We start from the raw sequence: 24,088 nt of genomic DNA, 5'->3' as shown, positions 1-24,088 counted from the left end.
ATCGTTGGGTTGGTTACCGGATTCATTGCCTCACTGTATGTTACCGTAACTACCTGTGTAAGGTCTCCCTGTGAGATCGGATCACTGTCTGTAGTCACTGTGGCCGTGGGTAATACATCATCAACTGTCAAATCTTCGTTATCTTGAGTAGTTCCGCCTCCTGTTGAAGCTGTCACCGTTACAGTAACATCTGCAGTTGTACTCTCTGTACTTCCAGGACCTGCTATTGTATATGTAGCCTCATATACTCCACCTCCAATATCACTTGCTACAACTGCAGCTCCACCTCCAAACTCTGTGAAATCAAAAGTAACAGAAGTGATACCTGTGGCACCATCAACTCCATTATCCCATTGAGCGGTAACAATATCTCCAATAATAAATGCACCTCCCGTGCCAGAACCTCCTGTAACACTAATAGCTGCAGCTGTTGGCTGAGCAATGGATACAAAGGAAATTAGTAAGGGAAGCAGGCAAATGAGTAGCTTTCTCATGATCGGTTATTTAGACGCAAAAAACAAGGTGACAGTAGTGTAGGTATAAATTACTCCTAAACTAACTATCAGTGAAGTTTATTAATGGTTATATTATTTCAAAGCACTACATCATTTTTTCGATATAGCCTCAATATTCAGAGATGAGATAAAACAGTGTTAAAATTGAATTTTTCAAAGAATATTAATTCAATGACCCATCGTCATTAAGTTTAACGATTGAGATCAGTTTAACCCCACCCCCAAAATCAACATTGGCCACAGCCACGATCTTTCCATCCGGAAGCACCACCGCATCCACCACCTCGTCATTTCCGTCTGATAGTCCAAAAAATGTCTCTTCTCCAGCTACAGGATTGGCAGCCTGATCAAACTTAACATACATTCCTTCTCCGCCCCTTGATAGGTTATTAGTAGAGAAATTCAGGTATTGGCCCAGAAGGACTAGGCCATTATCTGAAGCCTGCACAACCCCATTTCCTATGTTTTGCAAAATACTATTTTCAGTATTATAGGCAGAGCTGTCGTGACTATTGGCACTTAGGAAAACGCCATTATTACTCAAGTTTATGATAAACCCAAATTGTTCATTATTTGAGGTGTTGGAAGTACCCGCCAGTGAGTAGCCGAAAGATGTTTTGATGGCATTATTCACCTGATCATCATAAACCCTACCATCTGCAGGGTCATCCAGGCCATATGCGGCAAAATTAACAGGTGTTCCGTTGGGGTCTACTTCAAGAAAATAGCCGTTGGTGCCATTGTCTCCATTGTTTTCACCGAGTTGACTTGGTGTATTGCTATATCCAAGCATCACGAGGTTACCGTTAGCCTTTTCAAATACTCTTACTACCTTATCATCTTCATCCTCTCCGGCCACTCCCTGCGTTTGCTCAAATACAACTCCATCAGTAAAATTGAATTTGAAGAAATAATTGTCAAAATCGGTGACGCCACCGCCACGATCGAATTCTTTTGCTCCCACCAGAAGCAAAGAACCGTCAGATAAAAGTATCACGTCATTTCCTTCCAGACCGAGATCAAGATTATCCTCCTGAGCTACCAATGCCAGTAGTGTGTCACTTGCCAGATTCAAGTCTGCATCGAGTATCCCCAGCGTTAAAATTCTCCAATCGGAAATCTCAAAATTGAAAGTAGTTTGCGCAGTAATAGAAGAGGTTCCGATGACGATAAACCCTCCTCCTGGAATTGGCTCTATCTGGCCGGCAGTTTCATCGCCTCTAAAGTCATCTGCCTCGCCATCCCCTGTTAAATCCCTGCCTGTAGCATTAACATATCCAAAAGAGGTAGAGTCAACCAGGTTACCCTCCAGATCCGTTCGAAGAACAAAATAATCTTTGTCTCCTACCTGAGTGGTCTTCGTACCAAATACAACCAACCCTTCTGGTACTTCGCCCGCAGCATCGTACACAATCTCAATGTCACTGGCTTCATAGCTGGTAAGCTCTCCATAATATTTTATGAATGCTTCATCAGGTTTTGGTGCATTTTCATCTTCAATCTGGCATGATGCTACCAGTAAAGACACAATCATTAGGTGTATTAAATATCTCATAAACTAGCGGTACTCCTTACGTTTTCTTGGGATGTACAGTGAACGGGTATAGCCAACAGAGAACGAAAGCGTATTCATAGTTAAATCATCCTCCACATGACCTATACCAAAATTCACATCTTCATTTGCCCATCGGTTGTCCGGGTTAATGTAATTGAAAAGTGAGTTATCATAGCGCAGCTCCAGGGAGAAAAAGTCCACCTCTGCTCTTCCCACTCTAAACCTAACTCCCAATCCGCCCATAATGGACACATTGGAGTTTGCCACCTGATCAAACTGCTTCAAATCCTCACTACCATCTGGAAGTGTATATGCAGTACCCCCTGTTCTTCTGGTGTCAACATACTTAGCTTTCAGCATCCAATCAAAAGAACCACCGAAAAAGACATAAGGTAGCAATTTTATACGGTTTCCATCATCATCCTTTTTGTCATAATTCAAACTGTACCGAACCATCAATGGGAAACGCAGCATGTTGCTGGTATTTTTCGCCACGTAATTCAGGTTCCCTTCTATAATCTCACCCTCCACCTCATAGGTGGTAATTCGATATTGAACACCTGCACCTACCTCTATCCCTTTTCCCAGGTGCCTTTCAGCCAGAACTTCAGCCCAAAACCCGATACCCAAACCCGTATCATTTCCTTTTTGATTGTATCGCTTACTCCCAGTCTGAAAGGTGTTGAAATCCTGCACAACCGTAGGCATAGATTTGTTTACCCCTCCTCGCGCTGCAATACGTAAAATCGGTTCGGTTTTAAACTTCTCCTTTAGCAGGTATAGCTCAGCCGGATCCTCCGGGGACAACTGGTGTTCTTTGTCCACTTTCAGGAGTTCTATAAACATTTCCTCTGCCTTTGCTTCATCATCCTGAAAGAGATAAGCTTTGGTTAGCAACTTATACGCCCTGATTTCTTCATCAATGGAGAAAACGCCATTTTGTAAACATCGCGTAAAGCCACTCGTGGAAGAGTTATACGTATTGATGATATCGGAAAGTCGCCCCTGTTCAAATGCCAACTCTGCCTGTGACAATGCCCGTGAACATTGCGTGGAGGATTGAGCCAGCCCATAATAAACGCAAAGCGATAAAGAAATAGCAATTAGGTGTTTCTTCATAAATCTATCTTACAATTCCGATCCTCGTTTTGGTAGTCCTTCGCAGGTTTCTACATAGTTAATATCTTCAGGGTCACCTACATATTGTCTCCACTCATTGTCTGACATATTTCCTAAAGTAATGTGAGAACATATCTCTTCTGCCATATCATGCGCAGTAGTTGGATATTTTCGAATATTACCATCTCCGGCGGCCGTTACGAAGTAAGATCCGTCCGGACTAAAGTCTGCATCATTCACCCAACCCTGCTGGCCTAATCCTCTGTAATCCTCTAATACAATCGGCAGGTCAAACAAATTCTGCATATCCCAAACCCTCACCTGGCTGTTTCGGGAAGTACCCAGAATCAATCGATCGTTCGGGCTAAATTCGATATCAGTGATTGGCGCTCTAAACCCGGTAAGTGTTGGCTGCACCTGCTCATTATTTTCCATGTCCCAGATCACTAACCTGCCATCTTCACTACCATATGCCAGGTATCTACCATCATTGCTGAATTTCACTGCCTGGATAGCACGGGAAGCATTTCGATTAAATCCGGTCTCGCCCTCTTGCGGCTTGTTGATCAACTGCGTTGGGCCTGCACCAATATTTGTCAAATCCCACAGATAGACGTTTCCATCCTCTCCACCACCTACAAGTGTTTTCGCATCTTTCGACAGGGCAATTTTCCTGATCCTCGTTTCTGATCTTGCCAGCTCAATCGAGGTTCTAAAATCACTTCTCAGGATACGGTTATCTGCACCAACGGAGATAAAGCCAGAATTATCTGGTAAGAATAAAAGGTCAAATACCGTACCTCCTACGTGACCATCAATTTTGGTTGGTTGTTGGTCGATATTTCTAACGTCAAACAACAAAATATTATCCTGATCCGTACCTAGTGCAAGGAATCGCTCATCCGGGCTGATGTTGACCACCCGTGCCACGTTATCATTCTGGAAGATCTGGTTCCAGTCCCTTGTTTCTACATTCCACTTGATTACTTCACCATCGGCATTCGCTGAATACATGTAATTGCCATCTGCAGAGTAAACGACAGATCTGACTCCTACTACGGTGTTTTCAGAGTTTGGATCCACAGGTTTGTGGTAATGATTAAAGATAGAATCCCCTTTGGAAATATCCCCGTATTCTTCAAATGCTTCTCTTTCATACAACCCCTGCAGTGCATTATAAATACCTGCATAAATATCTCCGTTATAGTCTTTTCCTTCATCCTTAAACTCTTCATAAAACAGGTAAGCCTGACGAGCCACAATGGCCTTCAACTCGGCCTGATCCTGATCTTCCGGTAGGATATTTTTTGCTTTGATCGCCATAGACTGGGCAATGGCTTGATAACGAAGACGTTCGGCATTTTGTCGAGCTAGTTCGGCAGCATTTGCATTTTCTTGTGCTTCGATTGCACTTAAGCGAGCCTCTTCAGCCTTTTCTTGAGCCAACTCATTAGCTGTTTGAGCTTCTTTTGTGGCTGCTACCGCAGCTTGTCTTTGTAGCTCAGCGTTATCTCTCTGTTTATTCGCCTCAATAGTTGCCAACCTTGCATTTTCTGCTTCTCTTTCTGCATTAGCTCTTTCTCTTTGCGCTTCTGCTGCAGCATCCAAAGCCTCTTCTTTGAGTTTATCAGCTTCTTTTTGAAGTTCAACCGCTCTGTCTCTTTCTGCAGCAGCTAATGCTGCAGCCTTATCCGCTTCATCCGCCTTAATAAATGAGTAAATCAAGAAACTCAGGGACACCAATACCGCAATGGCTAATACCACTGCGGTGGTTCGCATCCGCTTTACCTGTCGCTTCTGAAGGATTTCTTTGTTGCGTTGCTCCGTCAGGTAGGCTTTCTCAGAGGTCTCGAGGAACACCATGGTTCGCTCAAAAGCTGGATTGTATCGCTGACCCCAAACCAATGTAGGTCTGTTTTCTTCCCTCCAGTTCAATGCCAGCTGCAAGTCAGGCATCTGCCATAGACCGGCTTTTCCTTCCTGGTAGCGCTCGGCTGCTTCCGAAAGCTTCAGGTACATCTCTGCAGCCTTGGATTCTTCGTCCAACCATCTTTTCAGACGCACCCAGATACGCATCAAACTTTCGTGTGAGATATCAATTACCGTCTCCGACTCCAGCTTCACTCCGAAAGGAGGCATCAACAAAGACCTTCCCGGTTCGCGGAATCGTTCCACTACCCGTGCTACCTCATCCTCATTCACACCTGCAATTGCCGCAATAGTGGCAAGCTTGGTTGGGCGTCTGATTCCCTGGTTCTCATTCCCTCGCTCTGTGAGAGCTTTAAACATCACCTCACAAATCTCTTTTTCGCGCTTGCTCAGTGAATCAAATGCTTCATTGGCGTGCTGAGAGAGTGCCTCTCGTAGTGTACCAATGGAGTTATAATGTCTTAAGTCTATTGGTTCACCGACCTTGCGGTTTTCCGTCCAATAGGCCCACGTTCGCATCAGGGCGTGTTGCAAAATCGGCAGCTGATCCGGGTTGTCCCCTACGTCGTTTAACAGCTGCTGCGTCAAACGCGGAGCAATCTTACCTCCCCCCACTGCTACCGGCCCTTCAATGGCGGTACGCTTCTGATCCCGCGTCATTTGCGGTATCAGGTAGTGGGAATCGTTGATCATCTGTGTCAGATCCGGGAACTGCGCACACTCACCGATGAAGTCGGAACGCATGGTCAGCGCGATATACACCGGCTCGTCATACTGATGAATGGCCTCTAAAAGCAGATTTACAAAAGCTGATGACTCATCCAGATCAGAGGTAGCAGACTCCAGCTTTCGATATCGGAACAGTTCTTCAAACTGGTCAACAAGGATCAGTACATTCTCAAAATCATCCGTTTTCAGCTGGCGGACTACCTCTACCAAACCAAGGGAACTACTTCTTAATACCGTACTGATGATGGTCTTGCGAATAAGCTTGTCTTCATCACCCAGGTTGGCGTACTCTTTGTCTTTGATCAGTAAGGCCTCTGCCAGATTATCAATCGGCCCACCTCCTGGTCTGGTAACTACAATACGCCAATTGGAACCGGCCTCTGTCATGAAGCCCCCGTAAAGAGTTGGAATCAAACCACAATACATGAGGGATGATTTACCACTACCTGAGGCCCCCAGGATAGCAACGAATTTGTTTTCCGAAAGCTTGACGAGCACCTCATCACTTTGCCCCTCTCTACCGAAGAAGAGGTGGCTTTCCTCAATCCCAAAAGGCCGTAGGCCCGGAAACGGGTTGATTAACTGGGTAATGTCTACGATATCCTGGGTCTCTTGGCCCTGAACATCAATTTCTTTATCGCTCATCAGCTTTCTATTTTAGTTAGAAAAGGTTTGAGGTGATCCGGACTAAATGATCCTCCGTTATTCCCCAAAACCATGGCGTTGTTTTTCTTGTAATGCTCCATGTCCACATCCTTCTGCCCTTTAAAGTAAACCGCTTTTGCCGTCAATGGCTTCTCCCGGCCAAATCCAGGAGCCTTTAACAGATCCTGTAGTTTCGTCTTGATCCAGTCCTCAGTGGCCTGACCAAAGTATATGATCGATGCATCGCATCGTCGCAAATTTTCCTGATGGATATATCGCAGATCCACTAAATCGCCCTCATAGCTTGGAGAAACCACATTGAATCCCTGCTTCTTCAAATAAGATTGCATGTCTTCAATGTCGTTCACATCCCGCTTATCAGCGATGAGGTAGATCATCTTCGTTTGTTCGTCTGGCTTTTTATCGTCAAAGCCCTTAATGTCTCTGCGTACATTGAAGCGACCACCGGTCACCAACTCCTCCCGGATGATGGTTTTAAGCTCCTGAAGTTGGATTTGAAGTACTTCAGCTTCTTCCAATGCCGCTGCGTCACTTTTTAAATCCTCGATAAAGATTTTCTGACGTTCTGTTACGTTTTTCAAATCCGGTGACACCCAAATCAGTCGACTAAAAAGCTTTTTTTCACCCTCTTTTGCCTCTTTGTTTTTTTCTACCATTTGGTAGGTATGATCGGAAGCTACGCGGTTTTGAATGTCTACTACGGACAGCTCAGACCCTCGTGGTTTATACCCGTAATCTTCCCCTACCAGGTGGATGGAAAGCCTGCATCTATCCAGGTCATCGCGCACCATACGGTCGAGTGCTTTAGCTTCTTTGGGAAGGCTGTGATCCGGAAGTACTTTGTACCCGTGTCGGATCAACTCACGCTTAATGATATCACGCTGAATAACCATATCAACACCGGTACTTGCCAGATATACCGTTTTTTCTCTAGGAATGGTAGCGTACGCACCTTCTCCTTCGGACAACTCTTTGGCATGAAGTACATGATTAATATCATAGGCCATATCCACCAGCTTCATCCAGTAACTACGCTCGGCATCACTTCCAAAAAAACGTGTAAATTCCTGAGGATCACCGGTTAAAGGGTCAACAAGGTAAAAATCATATGTCAGGAGATCTTCCAGTTCCGGTAGGTGTTCATCCGGATCAAACGGACGTTTCAGAACTTTAAAAATTCTAGCTACACCGTCAGCTATTAACTTATTTTGAGTTTTGAGTTTTTTGCCGTGCGAATCAAGACCTTTTATAATGACTTTTTCCTTAGCGAGGTTGGGAGTTAAAACTGCTAAAATCACACTGAAGTTATCCAGGTCAGGAGCAGAAAACTGAGATTCACTGATGAGCTTAATTTCCGGGTTTTCTCTGGTAATCTGATACATCAACGTGGAAAGGAATTTGTGAAAGTTGGTTACCCATCCTTTGACACCTCCTTCTATCTGCGCATCATCCTTTTCAGAGTAGATTAGTGCTATGTTTCGATTAGTGCTCATTTGCGCGATTAGGCGGTTTTTATATAGTGAATTAACTTATTTTATTATAGTATCTCAAATGCTTCGTCGAAATCTCATCCAAACAAGGCATCTACAATTACAGGTTCTTCCTGATCTATCACTCCGTTCATAATGTCTACCCAGCACTCCAGAATTTCAATATGCTTGGACATTAAGTTGAGCAATTCCTCTTTTCTCATCATTAAAAGCGTACACTCCGTTCGAGCTAAGGCAGTAAATGAAAAAGTGTCAGATTCAGTAATGTTTTTCTCACCAAACACTCCTCCTTTTTCTCTTTCCGCTACCTTTTGATCTCCTTCATAAATATCAATGGAGCCATCCAACACAATGTACATTGGCTCTCTTCCACTATCTCCTTCCCTTATAATTGTCGATCCAAGTTTCACTCTTACTTCCTCCAGACACTCAGCCATATAGGTGATCAATTCACCAGGTATCTGCTTGAACATCTCGATTTTCTTCAATTCAATTACCCGTTCGATCAGCAACAGCTTTTGATGATATTCTTCATCTTCATTTCTGAAAACCGGTGGTAATATCGCTTTATCCAGTTCTTTCTTAGTTATTGGCTTCAATCGTTTCGTGTGGGCATGATAGGCCTCTTTATCAATCAGATAGATCACATAGGCGGCTGTCTGTAGAAGCAAAGGATCCGGATTAAACAGGTTTGCAATCAGATCCGCTGTAACGTGATTACTCAGCTGGCTGAATCGGAACATGGCCAGGGCCTTTGTATAACGATTGATGCGGTTATAGTCTCTGTTTATAATTTGTAACAACAGGTCATCGTAAGAGTCAAATTCCTCAGGAGGATAGTGATTTTGCAAACGAGTCAAACGCTCATCAATCTTCAATTCATCCACTACCGGAATCAGCTTTGGCTTGAGCTCTTCTTCAACAAAGATGTCCATCATCTCTACCGCAAACGTGATGCTCTCAGAAGTACCGTTTTGAATATTTTCTTTAGCCAGAAGTACACTCTGAGGATCATAAATCATGGCCAGCAACATGAAGATATTGTCATAATTCTTGATATCCTCTTCCACCATTGCCTCTTTTATAAGCTTATCCACCTCATGTTCCTCAGGTATCTCCAGTGCAGACTTGACATTCCAGGCAATATCCCCAATCTCCCCTTCTACGGCTATTTTGATTCTGGCTGCCTGAAAATCTCTTGCCACAAATCCGATGTAACTCAACGATAACAAAAGCTGGGACACTATTTTCCGATCCGGAAAATCAATCTTTTTCCACAGCAGTTCCGTCGCTCCTCGACCACCAATACGACCTAGTACCTGGATAATCCGCACCATGGTCGCATGATATTGACCTGTCTTATAGAAAGCCGTATCAATGTTATGAAAAGCCGCTTCTCCGGCAGCTTTCAAAGCAGACATAGCCACATTACTGTAAGTAGATAAATGAAGGTTCTCTATTAGTATTGGCCAAAGCTCAGGACGTCTCACTTTACCTGCAGTAATCATGGCTGCCGAACGAACACTTGGATTGATGTCTCTAAGTAGCTCAACGATAAACGCAACGTGCCTGTCTTCTGTGGCTTTAGCTAATAGTCTGGCCCCTTTCTCTCTGTCTCTCGCTTCGGTGGATCTCACCAGCTCCTTGATTGCTACATCCGTTAAATTGAAATTTGCGGCTTCTTGTAGTTTTTTGAAAGAGGTGTTAGCTACTTTTAGTACATCCTCATTACCCTCTGTCTTTAGATCTTTCTCGATGATTTCAACCGCTTCCCAGCACAATCGATCACCAAGCTTCTGGTAGGCATACGTTCTAATGACCGGTGACCGGTGACTTAGCAAATCCAAAAGCACAAACTCGAATTCGATCGGCTCCAAAGTTTCAAACAAGCGTAAGGCATTAATTATCCTGTCAACTTCTTTAGAGGAAAGCTCCTGCTTCAGAATGTTTATCGTATTATTCTCGTTTCGTTTCCCTTCTCCTTTCAGATTAGCTTTTTGCTTCTCCAGTGTGGTTTTGAGTGTCTTTTTATATTCTTCAAACAGTTTTCCTGCCATGTAGATAATACCGGCTGCCAGGAATAGAATAAAATACGAATAGTGAATGAGTTTGAAGAAAACCAATAATCCCAGTCCCATCTGGGCAGCTCCTGCAAGGAATGTTGCAATCTCATTGACCACCCCCTCAATTCGTGTTTGTATATCAAAACGTATCTTGATATCGATTGGCAGGAAGAATAGTTTGAAAGCAGGGTTTTCAAGTGCGTCTTTAAGTGCAGCTGTAAACAGCTTACCTACAGAGATCAATACGAAGAACATGATGTACTCCGGGCCTTTCGTTTCATATCCGAAAATGTGACCAACTATGATTGCACCGACTGTAAAAAGGATAAGAATAAGCGGCATAGTCATCAAAGCCACTTTCAAACCAAATTTTCCAATGATGATGTCATTGATAAAACTTTGAATAAGAAAGGAAACAACGATCACAGTTCCTGAAAAGAATGAAAGGAAGTTTGCCAAATCCTGCTCTTCAGGATACATCGTTTCAGTGGCGCTCAAAAACGTATAGTCCATGAAAACGGCAGCTCCCATAGAGAACACTAGAAATATAGAAAGTAACCTGAGGTACTTATCTTGTATTAAGGTAAAAAAACTGACCTTCTGCACCTCTTCACCTTTGAGCACTTTGGTTGCCCTATTCAGGTTATAATTTATAGCCAGAAGTAGCGTGAAAACGAAAACACCAAATGCCGCAATTCCTGATACAAAGAGCAGGTCATACGTAGCATTGATGATGGTAGCCGTTAGCACCGGTATACTAAAGAAGGCAATCATGGTTGCCATCAGTTGTCCGGTATCAATCCCTCCAATGATTCGCTTACTGGCTCGTAAATCAAATACTCGTCCAAATACCCCCCAAAAGCCCAGAAGCGTAATAGAGGTAACCGGACCGATCATCACAAATAAAATGAAAGGAATCAACTGAAATTGACCTGTGACTTCCGTGTCGTAACCTATAAACTCAAACGCGGCACGAATACCTCCGATAAATAACAAAATGACGAAGGTGGTGGAAATAACGAGTGTCGAAAAGTTGATTTTTCGTTGCAGGAACACAAAAAGAGCAGTAGAAACAATACCTGCAGCTCCCGCCATGAAAAAGGCTTCATCTAACCACTTGTCACCCAGAACACTTAGAAAAAGGGTTTCCGCACCAATCTGGTAGGTAGCCAGAAGAATACCCATAAAAAAACCCTTGCCAAGCAAGAGCAGCATTTGCTTTTCTTCTCCGTCTTCTCCGCCTAAGAACTTTAAGAATGCTTTGACCACAGTGATTGATTTACAGGCTTATTAAGTTAAGTTAGGTATTTACCTGTAATTGTAGGAATAAATCAATAAAAGGCGGTATTTTTTGGCGATTTACCTTTGAATAATACTATTTTTTCTTTCTTTTATTACTTTCCTTGCTTGTGCTTCGTCCCTTACGTTTAAGGTTGGCATCATAGTTAAATAGATAAGCAACTCCAATCGTGGCAAAGTTGTGGTAGTATTCGAGATTCTCACGATAGGTATTTCCTCCACCCAGACCATCTCTCACAAGATTGACATCATCATCTGAGTTTATCGCCATGTTGCTATGTTGCCATGTGTATCTAAAGTCTACTTGAAGTCGTGATCCGCCCTGGATGTCAAAAAAGACTCCACCACCCACGGTAAGTCCAAATTGTACACGATTCGGTTGGCTCACATACGCAGTAGTATAATCATCCGGGGAGGCATTGGCTGAATTAAATTTCAGCTTGTACTCAATGGGAATTGAATTACCATCTTCATCCTCTACAGGCCAAAATTCATCATTCTCTGTCGGATTTACAATTCCTTTTCCTCCAACCCAATAGGCCAGTCTTGGTCCGCCATTGACATAATAATGGAAGGGTACCTTACCCAAGGTTACTCTCAACATGATAGGAACAGAAATGAAATGATTAGTCATGCTGGTCTTAACCACATCACCGTCTGTTGGCTGGTCCCTGACCTCTTTATGAACTCGTTCGTAAAGCAACTCGCCGTACACAGCATATAAATCACTAGCAGTATATGCAAGAGCAAACCCAGCCTGCCAGTTTATATTAGGTTCAACATTGTAGTTATCTTCATAAGTTTTGTCCTGATATACATGGTCAATGTAGCTTACCCCGACTTTAGGACCGAACCAGTATTGTCCGTTAGCAGAAGCTGTAATGATGATCACAAGACAAACCGAAAGAATTGATTTTATCATCGCACTATTACTTTCAATTGTAATAATACGAAATCAAATCCAGTAGATTATGCATAAATCTGATTTCTTTGGACGTATAGGTGATTTTCGTAGTTGAATCATAAGTATTACTACGGTAAAAGGAAGGATATTTGTTACGGGTAATGCTAAATGCAATAATTTCTCTAATTTAGGGTTTAGATCAAAGGAATCATCACTTACTTGAAACGATTAATGCGCTCTTCGATGGTTTGTGTGAAAAGTGGAAAGAAAATTTCCCTTGTAAGCCTACTTATCACTTTACTTTTCTCCACTCAAGCCCAGCAACCCCAGGTTTATAACCAGTTTTTCATGAACCCATATATGTACAATCCCGCATATGCGGGTGTAGAAGGACATGCGGCTATTTTTGCTATGTACAGGGATCAGTGGACAAACGTAGAAGGTGCACCTCAAATCTCACATGTGAGTTTTCATGTACCACTCCAGGGTGGAATTGCACTCGGAGGAGCAGCTTTCAATATTACGCAAGGGCTTTTATCAACTTCAGCAGCAAAAGCTTCCGCCTCCTATCTTATTAACATTGACAGAACACACTTCTTAAGATTTGGAATGTCTCTAGGAGCTGGGATCAATTCTGTAAATATCACCGAGTTTGATTCACCTGGTGATCCGGCTTTTAACAATTTCCTTGATCAGTCCACCTTTTTTATAGGTGATTTTGGGGTAGCTTATCACTTTGGGCATTTTAACGTAGGTGTTGCATTGCCGAATCTATTCAGCTATAACCCAATTACCCAAAAAGAGATTGCTGATGTAGAGTTCTCTCCACAAGACAATGTCCTTTTCAAAATGAATTACCGGGGGCACATCAATGACGATTTTGCCTTCGAGCCACACCTTATTTATAGGTACAGTAATGTGATCCCCCATCAATACGAAGGTGTTTTAATCGCCCACCTTTACCATGTGGTCTGGGTGGGGGCATCCTACAGACAGGATGCGGGAATCATCGGATTAGCGGGAGCTAAAATTGCAGAAAAATTCGCAGTAGGATTTGCCTATGAGTTAGGCAATTCGAATATCTCATCTGAATTAGGTCCTACCCTTGAAGTTAATCTTGGTTTCCATCTGGGCACGAAAAAAGAACATGCAGAGCATGTTTCTTCATTTATTAAAAGTCATAGATTATCTGCAGAGGAACGAGCCAGGAAAGCCGAACTAGAAAGGCAACAAAGGCTAGCAGCACTTCAGCAAAGTAGAGAAACGGAACCTGAAGATGATGATGCACTTTCAATAGCTAAACCCACTGTATTAGATGACCCGGATCCGGAAGCTGAAGTTCCAACAGAACAGGCAGATGATTGGGATCATCAGGAAGACCATGAAGAGTTAACCCGAACCAACCAATTTGGTGAGGAAGAACGTGGAATTAGATTAGAAAAACCTTCTGCAGATGGTGATAAGAATGTAGTGATCAGTTGGGTTCCTTCAGCAGAAGCAACCAATATGACTGTTGCTGCAAATGGACACCTGGAACGAACATTGGCAGATGGTACCAAAGAAGTTGGTGTGAAATATGAGAAAGTCAATCCAGATGGTAGTGTGGAGCATGTTATAAAATGGGATAAGGCAATAAGTGCGACACAGGCAGCTACCATTTCAGGAAATCCTGACCTTACTCAAGAACACCACGATGAGGTAGCAAAAGGAGACCCTGAATTAACCAATGACTTCAGAACCCACGATGAACTGGGTGAGTCCAATGACCATGTGGTTACCAGAAGAGGCAACCACCTATTAGAACTTCCTCCTGGAAATTATGTAATTGGAGGAGCATTCAATGATTTCAGCAATGCCGAAAACTATAGTGATACCTTATTCGAAATGGGATTCTACGACACCAAAGTAGGATTCAATAGCGGTAGAGGATATTACTACGTGGTAGTTTATGAATCTGGCAGCATTAAACAGATCAGAGCAAAAAGAGATGAATTCAGAAACATCCCAGAACTTTCAAAAGCCTGGGTGCTACAAGTGACCGAATGATGAGGAAATTAATCACACTTTTACTTTTTTGGCCTGCAGTCTTATTGGCCCAAAAGCCATTCATTAATAATATCTCCCCTACTCATGTAGAGGTGGGGCAAACGGTGACGATTTCTGGAGCAAATCTCACCAATGTCAACCGAGTATTCTTTGGAGGAGTTGTTGTATCTGGAGCTGATGTTAATGTGATTTCGGACAATCAGGTTGAAGCTATTGTTCCCGCCGGAGCGATCAATGGACCAATTGTCGTTCAAACATCAGGGAATCTAACAGTAGAATCAAGCCAACAATTCTTCCTCAGTTTTAGTGGAAGCGGCTCTTCTTCCTGGAAAGCTGAATTCCTGGAAAGCGTTGCGCCGGAATCCGACGTTTATGACCTATGTCTTTGTGACCTGGACAATGACGGATTGAATGATATTGTCATGACCCATAATGCCAGCTCGGGTGTAGAAGCCACCATTTTTGAAAATCAAAGTACTGCTGATACTGAGTCATTTAGTGAAGTGGCATTTGTCAATAACCCTGATAATTTGTCAGGATTTATATCCACTACCTGTGCAGACCTGGACAATGATGGTAATAGTGATGTCATTTTCACTACCAATGATGGAACCAATATCAATCACATATATATATACCAAAACGTAACTACAGGGCCAAATGACGTATCAATCTCATATGTAAGTGGACTTATCTTGCTCCTTCCCGATGACGGAGGCGGAGACAATCGAGTCCCACGTCGCATTAAAGTTTCTGACATAGATGGCGATGGGAAGTTGGATTTAGTGGTGGGAAACGAAAACGACAACACAATACACGTTTTTCCTAACAGTAGCACCGGTGATGGAAACTTTAATTTTGGTACCGCTGCAGAAATCTCTGTCGGAAATGCAACTTCAACCGGATCACTAGATATAGCAGATTTTGATAATGATGGTAAAATGGATATTGTCGTTGTTCCGGCAGCAAAATCAAATGAGCTTATTTACCTTCTCAGAAATCAAAGCATCCCTGGAGATATCAGCTTCACGTTACAGGCGACAGTTGGGTCTGCCGACCAAAGAAGAAATGTGGTGGTAGGTGATTTCGATAACGATGGACTAAATGATTTTGCAGTGACAGCTGACAGAACGATCGGAAGTGTGTCTGGTGCCGAGTCAGTGGAGGTTTATGAAAATACGACTACCGGAAGCACGATCACTTTTGGCTCAGCCAATGTGATTTCTATTCCAAGTAACCTGCCGTGGGGATTAGATGCTGGTGACTTAAACGGGGATGGATTATTAGACCTTGCGGTAGCTTGTGTAGGAGGCAATGTTTATACTATAAATAACACTACTTCGGGAAGTCTCAGCTTTGGGACACCCGCAGAAAGAACCACGAGTGTAAATGCAAGAAACGTATGCATTGGTGATCTGGATCTTGACGCAAGGCCGGACTTGGCTTATACTCATGATGTGAATTTGTCCGAGGTTGGAGATTTAGGCGTTCGGTTGAATAAAACTTGCGTTGTTCCGGTTATCTCTCCTGACAATCTTGAGTTTTGCTATGATGATACCTTTGTTCTGAATACTACCAAGACAGAGCAAGCAACCTATCTATGGGAATTCACCACTACAGTCAACGGAGGATCTACTATTACTCCTACTGGTGATAATAGTCAGGCAAGCATATTGGTAACAACCGGATCCACAACTCCTGTGGGTATCCGAGTCACCATCACGCACGACAGTGGAGACTCGTATGAATGTGCACTTACTGATACTGAAACCTTTAACCTAATAAGCGGAGTTCAACCAGGACCTCCAACGATCAATGGACCGGGTGGTGTCATATGTTACGATGATCCATTTACATTAACCGCTGCAGGAGGCCCATTCGATGAATATGAATGGACACTGCCTGATGGAACCACGTCCACAAGCTCTCAAATAAATGTCTTTAACGCAACACTGGCTGATGCAGGAGTTTATAATCTACGTACAAGAAATACCGGACAATGTTTTTCTGAAGAATCATCTGATTTCGTGGTGGAAGTATCACAGGCACCCCTATTGGAAATAATTAATAATGAACTGGATGATTTTTGTGCAGACCTAACTCTTGCGAACGGGGTAACACTAGAGGTATCGGATTACAGATCTGATGGATTTACCTATGAATGGCAGTTGAATGGGGCTGATTTTGGGGCCGGTAGTGTTTCTTCGATCACCACCAATCAGGAAGGGAATTATACGGTTGAAGTAACCGACGTAAATACCTGTGTGACTGAAACAGCAACATATGCCCTCAATGCGGTAGCGCTACCAACTTCGGTGGCTAATGGACCAACTGAAACCTGTGTGGATTTCTTAACATCATTTACCTCGGCTTCAACCGGAGAAGGAAGTTTTACCCTTCAATATGAATGGGTAGTGAACAATGGAACAACTGATATTCACACAGCTACCACTCAAGACTTAGATTTCACGTTCACTTCTACCGGATCATATACAGTCACGCTAAATACCTCCTACCCGAATACCGAGGTATATGCTGGTGGTGGAGCTTCCATTTGTGAAAGTTCTGATGTGATTAATGTGACCGTTTCAGCAGCACCTACCATTACGTTTGATCAGACAGACTTAACGGCAAAATGTCAGGCTGATTCACTCACTGTTGGAATTTCGAGCCCTGCCGCTTCTGATATTTCTTCTTACAGCTGGAGCATCAGAAATGCGGAAGACAATTCAGTTATTGGTAATGCTTCAAGCAGCACCCTAAATGTAACCACACCTGTAGGTGCAGATACGGTCTGGGCAGTAGTAGACATTACAACAACCATTGGATGTCAGGTAAGAGATAGTATACGAATAAGAAACTTTCCTTCAAACCTTGATATAAGCTCGACTGACTTCACTTCTGTTTTGGCGTTTGATAGTGCACTTTTAGAGGAGGCTACCACCATCAGTTTAACTGCTGAAAATGCAGCATCAGATATTTCATGGGGTCCAGACCCTGATCAATTCAGTGACCCTGCCGGAAGCACGACTCTATTCTTTCCACAAAACCCAACAACTACTGTTACTTTAACCGCTACAGATAATAACGGCTGTACCGTAACAACAGAGGCAAGGATAGTCTTGGACAACATTCGACCAAAAAGAACTTTCTCACCTAACGGTGATGGCTTGAATGACTGCTGGGAAATACTCAATATTGGAGACCTTGGGGAAATCGCAGGTTGTAAGGTATACGTATTTGATTCCAGAGGCAGAAATATCTCAACTAAAGAAAATTTTAATGCCGGAGACAACTGCGTTTGGGATGGAAATTTCAGTAATTCACCGGTACCAGAAGGTGTTTATTATTTCGTCCTGAAATGCGATGATTCGAATTTCTCGAAATCTGGTAGCATTTTACTGGCCCGGTAATCTAAGTTTGTTGCAGTTTCACCTCCAAAAAGGGGACGTTTGTCTAAAAATACCCTTCAAATAATTACATTATTTATTGATATAGTTCATTCATGGGCTATACCCTTAACTTTACCATGACTCAATATACCTTTTGATTTTCAGGGGGTTTATCTAGATTGCTAGAGGGTTACATTATGCGTATAAAATGTATCTATGTCCGAATCCATTTCAACTAATACTATGAAGAGATACTGGAAGTCTGTAGTTTTTTCAATTTTATTTTTTACCACACTAATAGCCTCCGCTCAGGAAATCTGTGATAACGGCATAGACGATGACGGTGACGGTCTCATTGACTGTTATGATGGAGAGTGCTCAAACGATGGCGCCTGCGACGATTTCTATTTTGGAAATGCAGTTGTCTGTGCCGATGAAATTGACGTAAATACGTTCGCCATCCGACAACAATGGGGCTCAGAAGATCAGAGTGCAAACAGCCACGCCACCCCTATGGTGGGAGACCTGGATGGCAATGGAATTCCAGAGGTGGTAGCAACGAACAAACAAAACAGATCAGTATTCATTTTAAATGGTGCTACTGGAGCTACGATAGGCAGTGCATTCATGGGCTTCGATCCAGAAAATGCTCCTGTGATTGGTGATGTGGATGGTGATGAGTTTGGTGAAATTTTAGTGTCGCAGGATCGTGGGGATGATATGATCATGTACAATCATGACCTTACGATTTTATGGTCTGCAAAATCTTCCAGAAATGATGCAATCGGACTTCCAGGATTTGCAGACTTTGATGAGGACGGAGATGTAGAGATCTACTACAGAAATGAAATCGTAGATGCAGCTACAGGAAACATTATCGTAACAGGCTCAAACAACGATTGGGATAGGAACTTTACTCACGGATCTTTGGCCGTTGATGTTCTACCAGACGCATTCTGTGCTGACTGTGCTGGCCTTGAGCTTGTTACAGGTAACGAAATCTGGGCCATCAATGAAGCAGCAGGAACAAGAACGTTAGCTGCAGATATGGATGATGATATTCATTCAGACATCAATCCACTCCTTAACTATTATCCTAAGTACTACTCCAGCTGGAACGATCAATGGTCTTCAGTTTCTGCTGCTGATTATAACCTCGATGGTAACATTGACCTAATCATCACCGGGGCTTTGGGAACAGCGGCTCAAACCTACACTGGTGAGACTACCATCTTTTTCTGGGACGTTACAAATAATAACGTTATCACCTACCACGATCCAACCAACAATTTCGTTAGGGGACCCGGTCGAGTAAATATCGGGGATGTGGATGGAGACGGCCAGCTCAACGCCAACTTCGTAATGAATCAAAAACTTTACTCACTGGATGAAAATTTTAATGTCCATTGGATACATCCAATCAAAGAGGGATCATCAGGTTTTACCGGTTGTTCCCTTTTTGATTTTGATGGAGACGGTGCAGTAGAAGTGGTCTACAGAAGTGAGGAGTCCCTATTGATTGTGGATGGTGTTGGAAATGGAGACAATACCACCTTCGAAAGAAATGAGATTGCTTGTGTTTCCAGAACACAGGAAGAGTATCCGGTCATTGCAGATGTAGATGGAGATGGGGCCAGTGAGATATGTGTGACATGTTATTTTAATAACAACACCCCTTTCAACCCATATAGTAATTCAGAGTTTGCTCATGTTAGGGTTTTTGAATCTGATGGGGAAGCATGGATGCCAGCCAGGGGGGTTTGGAATCAGCATGGCTATTACAATGTAAACATCAATGACGACTTAACAATCCCTACAGAAGTTCAGGATCACTCCATTGTCTTCTCCGCAGCAGGAACATGTGAGTACGCAAATGGATCAACAATCCCTTATGACAACCGTCCACTTAATACATTCATCAACCAGGCACCTATCCTGAATGAAGATGGTTGTGTTGAATTTGCATCACCAGATATTGACTTTATAGGAATTGTTTCTGCAACAGATGCTGCCTGTCCGGACGCAGAAATCGTTGTAGAATTTCAAATTACCAACACAGGAGATATTGGAATTTCTGGTAACCTTCCTGTATCCTATTATTCAGGAGATCCGAGAACCAGTAATTCAACCCTTTTAGATACAGAAACAACTTTTCTAACCAATTTTGAGGTTGGAGAAACGCTGACCATTTCACAAACGATTGCAGGTATTGGGGGAGATTTTGAACTCTTTGTAGTAATTAATGACGCAGGAGGAACCCCTCCTCTAGATGTGCCTTTACCAACAGCGTCAATACCGGAATGTGAAACTGGAAATAATATTCAAAGCACACTTGTTGGTTTTCAAACTTTCGACCTGACTGTAGAAAAACTTAATGACAACAGAAAGTGTGATCCAACCAAGCCAGACAATGGAAGTGCACGAGCTTATTACTTCGGCCCAGCGCCGGGACCAAATGAAAATATCTGGGTAGAAAACTTCCAGGATCGATCAAACGGCGCACAATCAGATACGGATGAAACCGCATGGTCATCAGATGGTGGTACTGAAAGCCCAAGCTTTTATGGTGTTACTTCTTACAGTGGCTCAAAAATGTTTGGGGGCACTGGAATTGGAACAGCTAACGATGTTGGAGTATTAACATGGACCTCAGAGGATATTGATATTTCCGATTATACGGACATACGAATCACCGTAGATATGTTCGAAAATGGCAACCAGGAAAGCTCAGGTAAATGGAGGGATTGGATTAGAGTAAGCTATGAACTAAGAGATGGTGATAATAATGTCAGCGAATCTGGTTTATTGGGGAATGGCTACCAAGATGGTGATTTCACTTATGCGCAAGCCATCATTGGCAATCTAAACCCAGACGGTGTAGATTCCATACTTGTAATCACAGCAGAATTACATAATACCAGTTCGTCTGAAAATCACTACATCGACAATATCATTGTTGATGGAACCGGACCTACAGTAACGGCTGAATACACTGAGCCGGATGGGTTTGTTTTCCGATGGTACAATGATGACGACTACAGTACCATTATTTATGAAGGTAGCCAGTATCCGCAAATGGCAACTGGCACCTATGATGTTATCGGATATTATGGAGCCACTGAATGTTATTCAGATACAGTAGAGCTAACAATCAACCTGGTCAATACGCCATCTTTCAATGTAAATATTTATGAAATAAGCCCGCTTACAGATTGTAGTACGCCGGACGGATCGCTTGGAGCATTTGCATATACTACTGTTGATGGCGGTGGTATTCCTCAGGATACGCTAACCACCTCTGATGGCTATAGTTTTACCTGGTTCATCCAATCAGAGGGTGTAACACCTATTGCTACGGGTGATATCGCTTCTAATTTGGATGCGATAGGGTACACTGTAGAGGTGACCGAAGACTTAACAGGATGTACGGTTTCTGAAAGTAGAACCGTATCTACATCGGTAACTAACCCCCCAGACCCTAATGTTACAGTTACTGATATACTTACATGTGGTGGAACAGGACAAGTTGCAGCAGACGTAAGTGGTAACACCTCAGATTATACTTTTGAGTGGTATGATGGCCCAAGCATTAAACCAGCTTCTGATTTCACAGGTGATACCTATACCGTTTCAGAGCCTGGACAATATACAGTTACCGCAACCTTGAATTCATCAGGGTGTACATCAAATCCTGTGACGGTTACGGTGAATGACCTGGCGAATGCGCCTACCCCATCCGCAACAGTAACTGCAAATAACACAAGCTGTGACGCAACCGGAAATGGATCAGCCATTGCCGATGGTGATGGTGCAGGGACCACCGCAGGATACAGCTTTACATGGTATCTGGGTAATAACACTTTACCAGCCAACGAGTTACCTGCAGCTCTCACAGGATCAGCGTTTGGAGCCGGAGATTTTGAAATGACAGGACTGATTGATAGTGACTATACCATTGTGGTAGAGGATGATGCTACCAATTGTACGGACACAATCAGTGTGACAGTAGCAGATAATATTGTAGAGCCTGAGTATAATTTTATCACACCTGTAAATGCGGGTGATGTAATTGAAATATCAGATAAGGATGCTCATATAGAATTACCACAGTTACTGACGAATGAAACGGCTATGACTGTTTCAGTGTGGGTGGAGTTATCATTTACTAATTACGATAAGAATCATGAAATATTTTCAGCTGGAGGTAACGCCCGAAATGATATTGGAATTTGGGCTGATGATAATGATGGTATATCTGCAGTGGTAAAAACGAATACGGGTGGCAGACAAAGAATTCACTCTAATGTCTCGCCATTAGGTTGGGTAAATATTGCCGTAACATGGGATGAAGCCACCAGTCTATTACGACTATACATTGATGGTGTACTCTCAGCAGAGTTGACTCACACAGGAACAGGAGGTCTTGATGATGGAGGAGCAACCATGTATTTTGGAGAGGATAAATTTGAGGGCAAATTGGATGAAATTAGAATTTATCATCGTGCCTTATCTTCAAATGAAATTGTCGATGCAGTTTGTGATCCTTCGTCTGGGGCAGCTGGACCGGAAGTTTATTTCAATTTTGACGGTCTTACTAATACGAATGATGGTGATCCAATCCCGGATATTAGTGGTAACGGTAACAATGGAGTTATTGAATCTTCTGGTGCACCCGCAGGTAGTGTGAATTACCTGTCTTCTGATTATGACTGCCCGCTTTCAGGAGTCGTCCCCAACACAAGTTGTGATCCGGCTTTGCCTAATGGGGAAATCGATATGACCGCTAAGGTGGATCCGATTGGTGGAAACTACCAGTACGCACTTTATGACGGATACGGTACCACTACATTAATCTCTACGAATACCACAGGTGTATTTTCAAGTCTAACGGATGGTTTCTACACGATGGTAGTGACTGACCAGGATTCAGGTTGTGAGACAGAACCGTTGAACCTTTCAGTTGCATCTGCTCCTGACAATCCAATCATCGGCACTACAGTTACCGATGACATAAACTGTGTTGGTGGTTCAGGAGAAATTGCCGTTACAAGCCAGGTTGGTGGAGTTGAACCTGCTAACTACACCTATCAATTATATGATGGAGCCAGCTTCGCTACTCCAATTGGTTCAGCTGTTATAGTTAGTAATGGATCTACAGGTACGACATATTCAAACCTGGAGGATGGGACGTACAGAATTGAGGTAACAAACAACGATACCCAGTGCAGTAGTTATGTGGATGTGGTGGTAAATGACAATCCAACAACTCCGCAATTCACTGCCACACCTACTATTGTTGACAATACTTCCTGTGCTGCAGGAAATGGATTTACTGCCGTTAATATTCAAGGAGGTAATACCGGATATGTTTTTGACTGGTACGATGGTCCCTCTTCTGCTTCTCCGGTAATTGTATTGAATTCAACAAGCAATCAAATAAATGATCTTGATGCAGGTGATTACACTGTAGTAGGAAGAAATACAACAACTGGTTGTGAAACGGTGGAGTTAACGCTTACTGTAGCAGATGACCCATTTGTTCCGGATGTAGTAATTGTAGAAGATAATGCCGACACCTCATGCGGTACTGGTAATGGACAGTTAAGCGCTTATGTTACTTCAGATCCCAATGATGGCGGAGGATGTACCACATGTGTAGACAACTACACCTTCGAATGGTATTACAATGGAACAGGTCCATTAGCAGGTGGTGAAAATTTAGGCAATAGTTCCAATGTAGTTCTCTCTGGAACTAACAACAGTACAATATCTGGACTCTCTGCAGACCTGAATAACTACTCCGTTGTGGCCACTCACAACGACCTTAGTTGTGATGCCAGTGAGGCGGTAGTATTGACGGAGAATGAAGTAACCCCTACACTTACTTTAAGCGGAGCTACTACTCCAAATACAAGCTGCGATCCAGCAGGATACAATGGTGCCGCCTCTGTAAGTGTAAGTCCTGTAGGAACTTATGATTTCGATTGGTTTTACTCTACCGGCACTCAAGTAACAGATGGTGGTACAGTCAGTGGCAGTAATACAGCTAATCTTACGGGGGTTGTAGATGATACTTATAAAGTAGTCGCTACATCTACCCTTCAGTGTACATCAGATACACTTGTGGTAGTTATAGGGACTAATTTCCCTACCCTTGGTGCAGGTGAGTCCGGACTGACCGGAAACTCTGTCTGCGACCCAGGTGCTAACGACCCAAGCAACCCGGATGCCAACGGTGCGGTTACCCTTACCCCTACCGGTGGTACAGGAGCTGGCACATTTGCGTTCGCACTCGAAACTGCAGGTGGTACACCTATCGCTTTTGATGGATCTACTGGTGGAATATATGCTGACGTAAGCTATAACCTCAATGGAGTCACT

The 24,088-nt window shown here is 43.1% G+C and carries 10 protein-coding genes; 3 read left to right on the top strand and 7 right to left on the bottom strand.

Translation table 11 applies throughout. The features are described 5' to 3' along the window. From ACXAH9_RS16995 to ACXAH9_RS16965, 7 genes are all read right to left on the bottom strand, one after another. The coding region (locus ACXAH9_RS16995) for a hypothetical protein (RefSeq protein ID WP_474896047.1) at nt 1-494 on the bottom strand (494 nt) is incomplete at its 3' end. 184 nt (nt 495-678) lie between these two features. After that, nucleotides 679-2,070: a hypothetical protein gene (locus ACXAH9_RS16990; protein ID WP_474896046.1), complete on the bottom strand. Its 1,392-nt coding sequence runs from the start codon at nt 2,068-2,070 to the stop codon at nt 679-681. Between the two features lie 3 nt (nt 2,071-2,073). After that, the gene (locus tag ACXAH9_RS16985; RefSeq protein ID WP_474896045.1) at nt 2,074-3,189 is read right to left on the bottom strand and encodes an outer membrane beta-barrel protein; all 1,116 of its coding nucleotides are present in this window, start codon (nt 3,187-3,189) and stop codon (nt 2,074-2,076) included. Between the two features lie 9 nt (nt 3,190-3,198). Then, complete coding sequence (locus ACXAH9_RS16980; protein ID WP_474896044.1) at nt 3,199-6,492, bottom strand: WD40 repeat domain-containing protein; 3,294 nt, start codon at nt 6,490-6,492, stop codon at nt 3,199-3,201. Next, nucleotides 6,492-8,006, bottom strand: coding sequence for a DUF4062 domain-containing protein (locus tag ACXAH9_RS16975; RefSeq protein ID WP_474896043.1), 1,515 nt, complete (start codon nt 8,004-8,006; stop codon nt 6,492-6,494). The genes ACXAH9_RS16980 and ACXAH9_RS16975 overlap by 1 nt, the downstream gene beginning before the upstream one ends. 74 nt (nt 8,007-8,080) lie before the next feature. Continuing rightward, the gene (locus ACXAH9_RS16970; RefSeq protein ID WP_474896042.1) at nt 8,081-11,335 is read right to left on the bottom strand and encodes a cyclic nucleotide-binding domain-containing protein; all 3,255 of its coding nucleotides are present in this window, start codon (nt 11,333-11,335) and stop codon (nt 8,081-8,083) included. 106 nt (nt 11,336-11,441) lie between these two features. Further along, nucleotides 11,442-12,287, bottom strand: a complete 846-nt coding sequence (locus tag ACXAH9_RS16965) for a porin family protein (RefSeq protein WP_474896041.1) — start codon at nt 12,285-12,287, stop codon at nt 11,442-11,444. Nucleotides 12,288-12,500: 213 nt separating this feature from the next. Between ACXAH9_RS16965 and ACXAH9_RS16960 the strand changes: the two genes are divergently transcribed. From ACXAH9_RS16960 to ACXAH9_RS16950, 3 genes are all read left to right on the top strand, one after another. Further along, nucleotides 12,501-14,315, top strand: coding sequence for a PorP/SprF family type IX secretion system membrane protein (locus ACXAH9_RS16960; protein ID WP_474896048.1), 1,815 nt, complete (start codon nt 12,501-12,503; stop codon nt 14,313-14,315). Beyond that, a complete protein-coding gene (locus ACXAH9_RS16955; RefSeq protein ID WP_474896040.1) occupies nt 14,312-17,728 on the top strand; it encodes an FG-GAP-like repeat-containing protein in 3,417 nt (1,138 codons plus the stop codon). The genes ACXAH9_RS16960 and ACXAH9_RS16955 overlap by 4 nt, the downstream gene beginning before the upstream one ends. 222 nt (nt 17,729-17,950) lie before the next feature. Further along, nucleotides 17,951-24,088, top strand: a 6,138-nt coding sequence (locus ACXAH9_RS16950; protein WP_474896039.1) for a LamG-like jellyroll fold domain-containing protein, incomplete at its 3' end; no start/stop codon positions are given.

The sequence above is a fragment of the Ekhidna sp. ABH4_415 genome (genome assembly GCF_056161305.1).
This window is presented reverse-complemented; position numbering and strand designations above follow the sequence as displayed.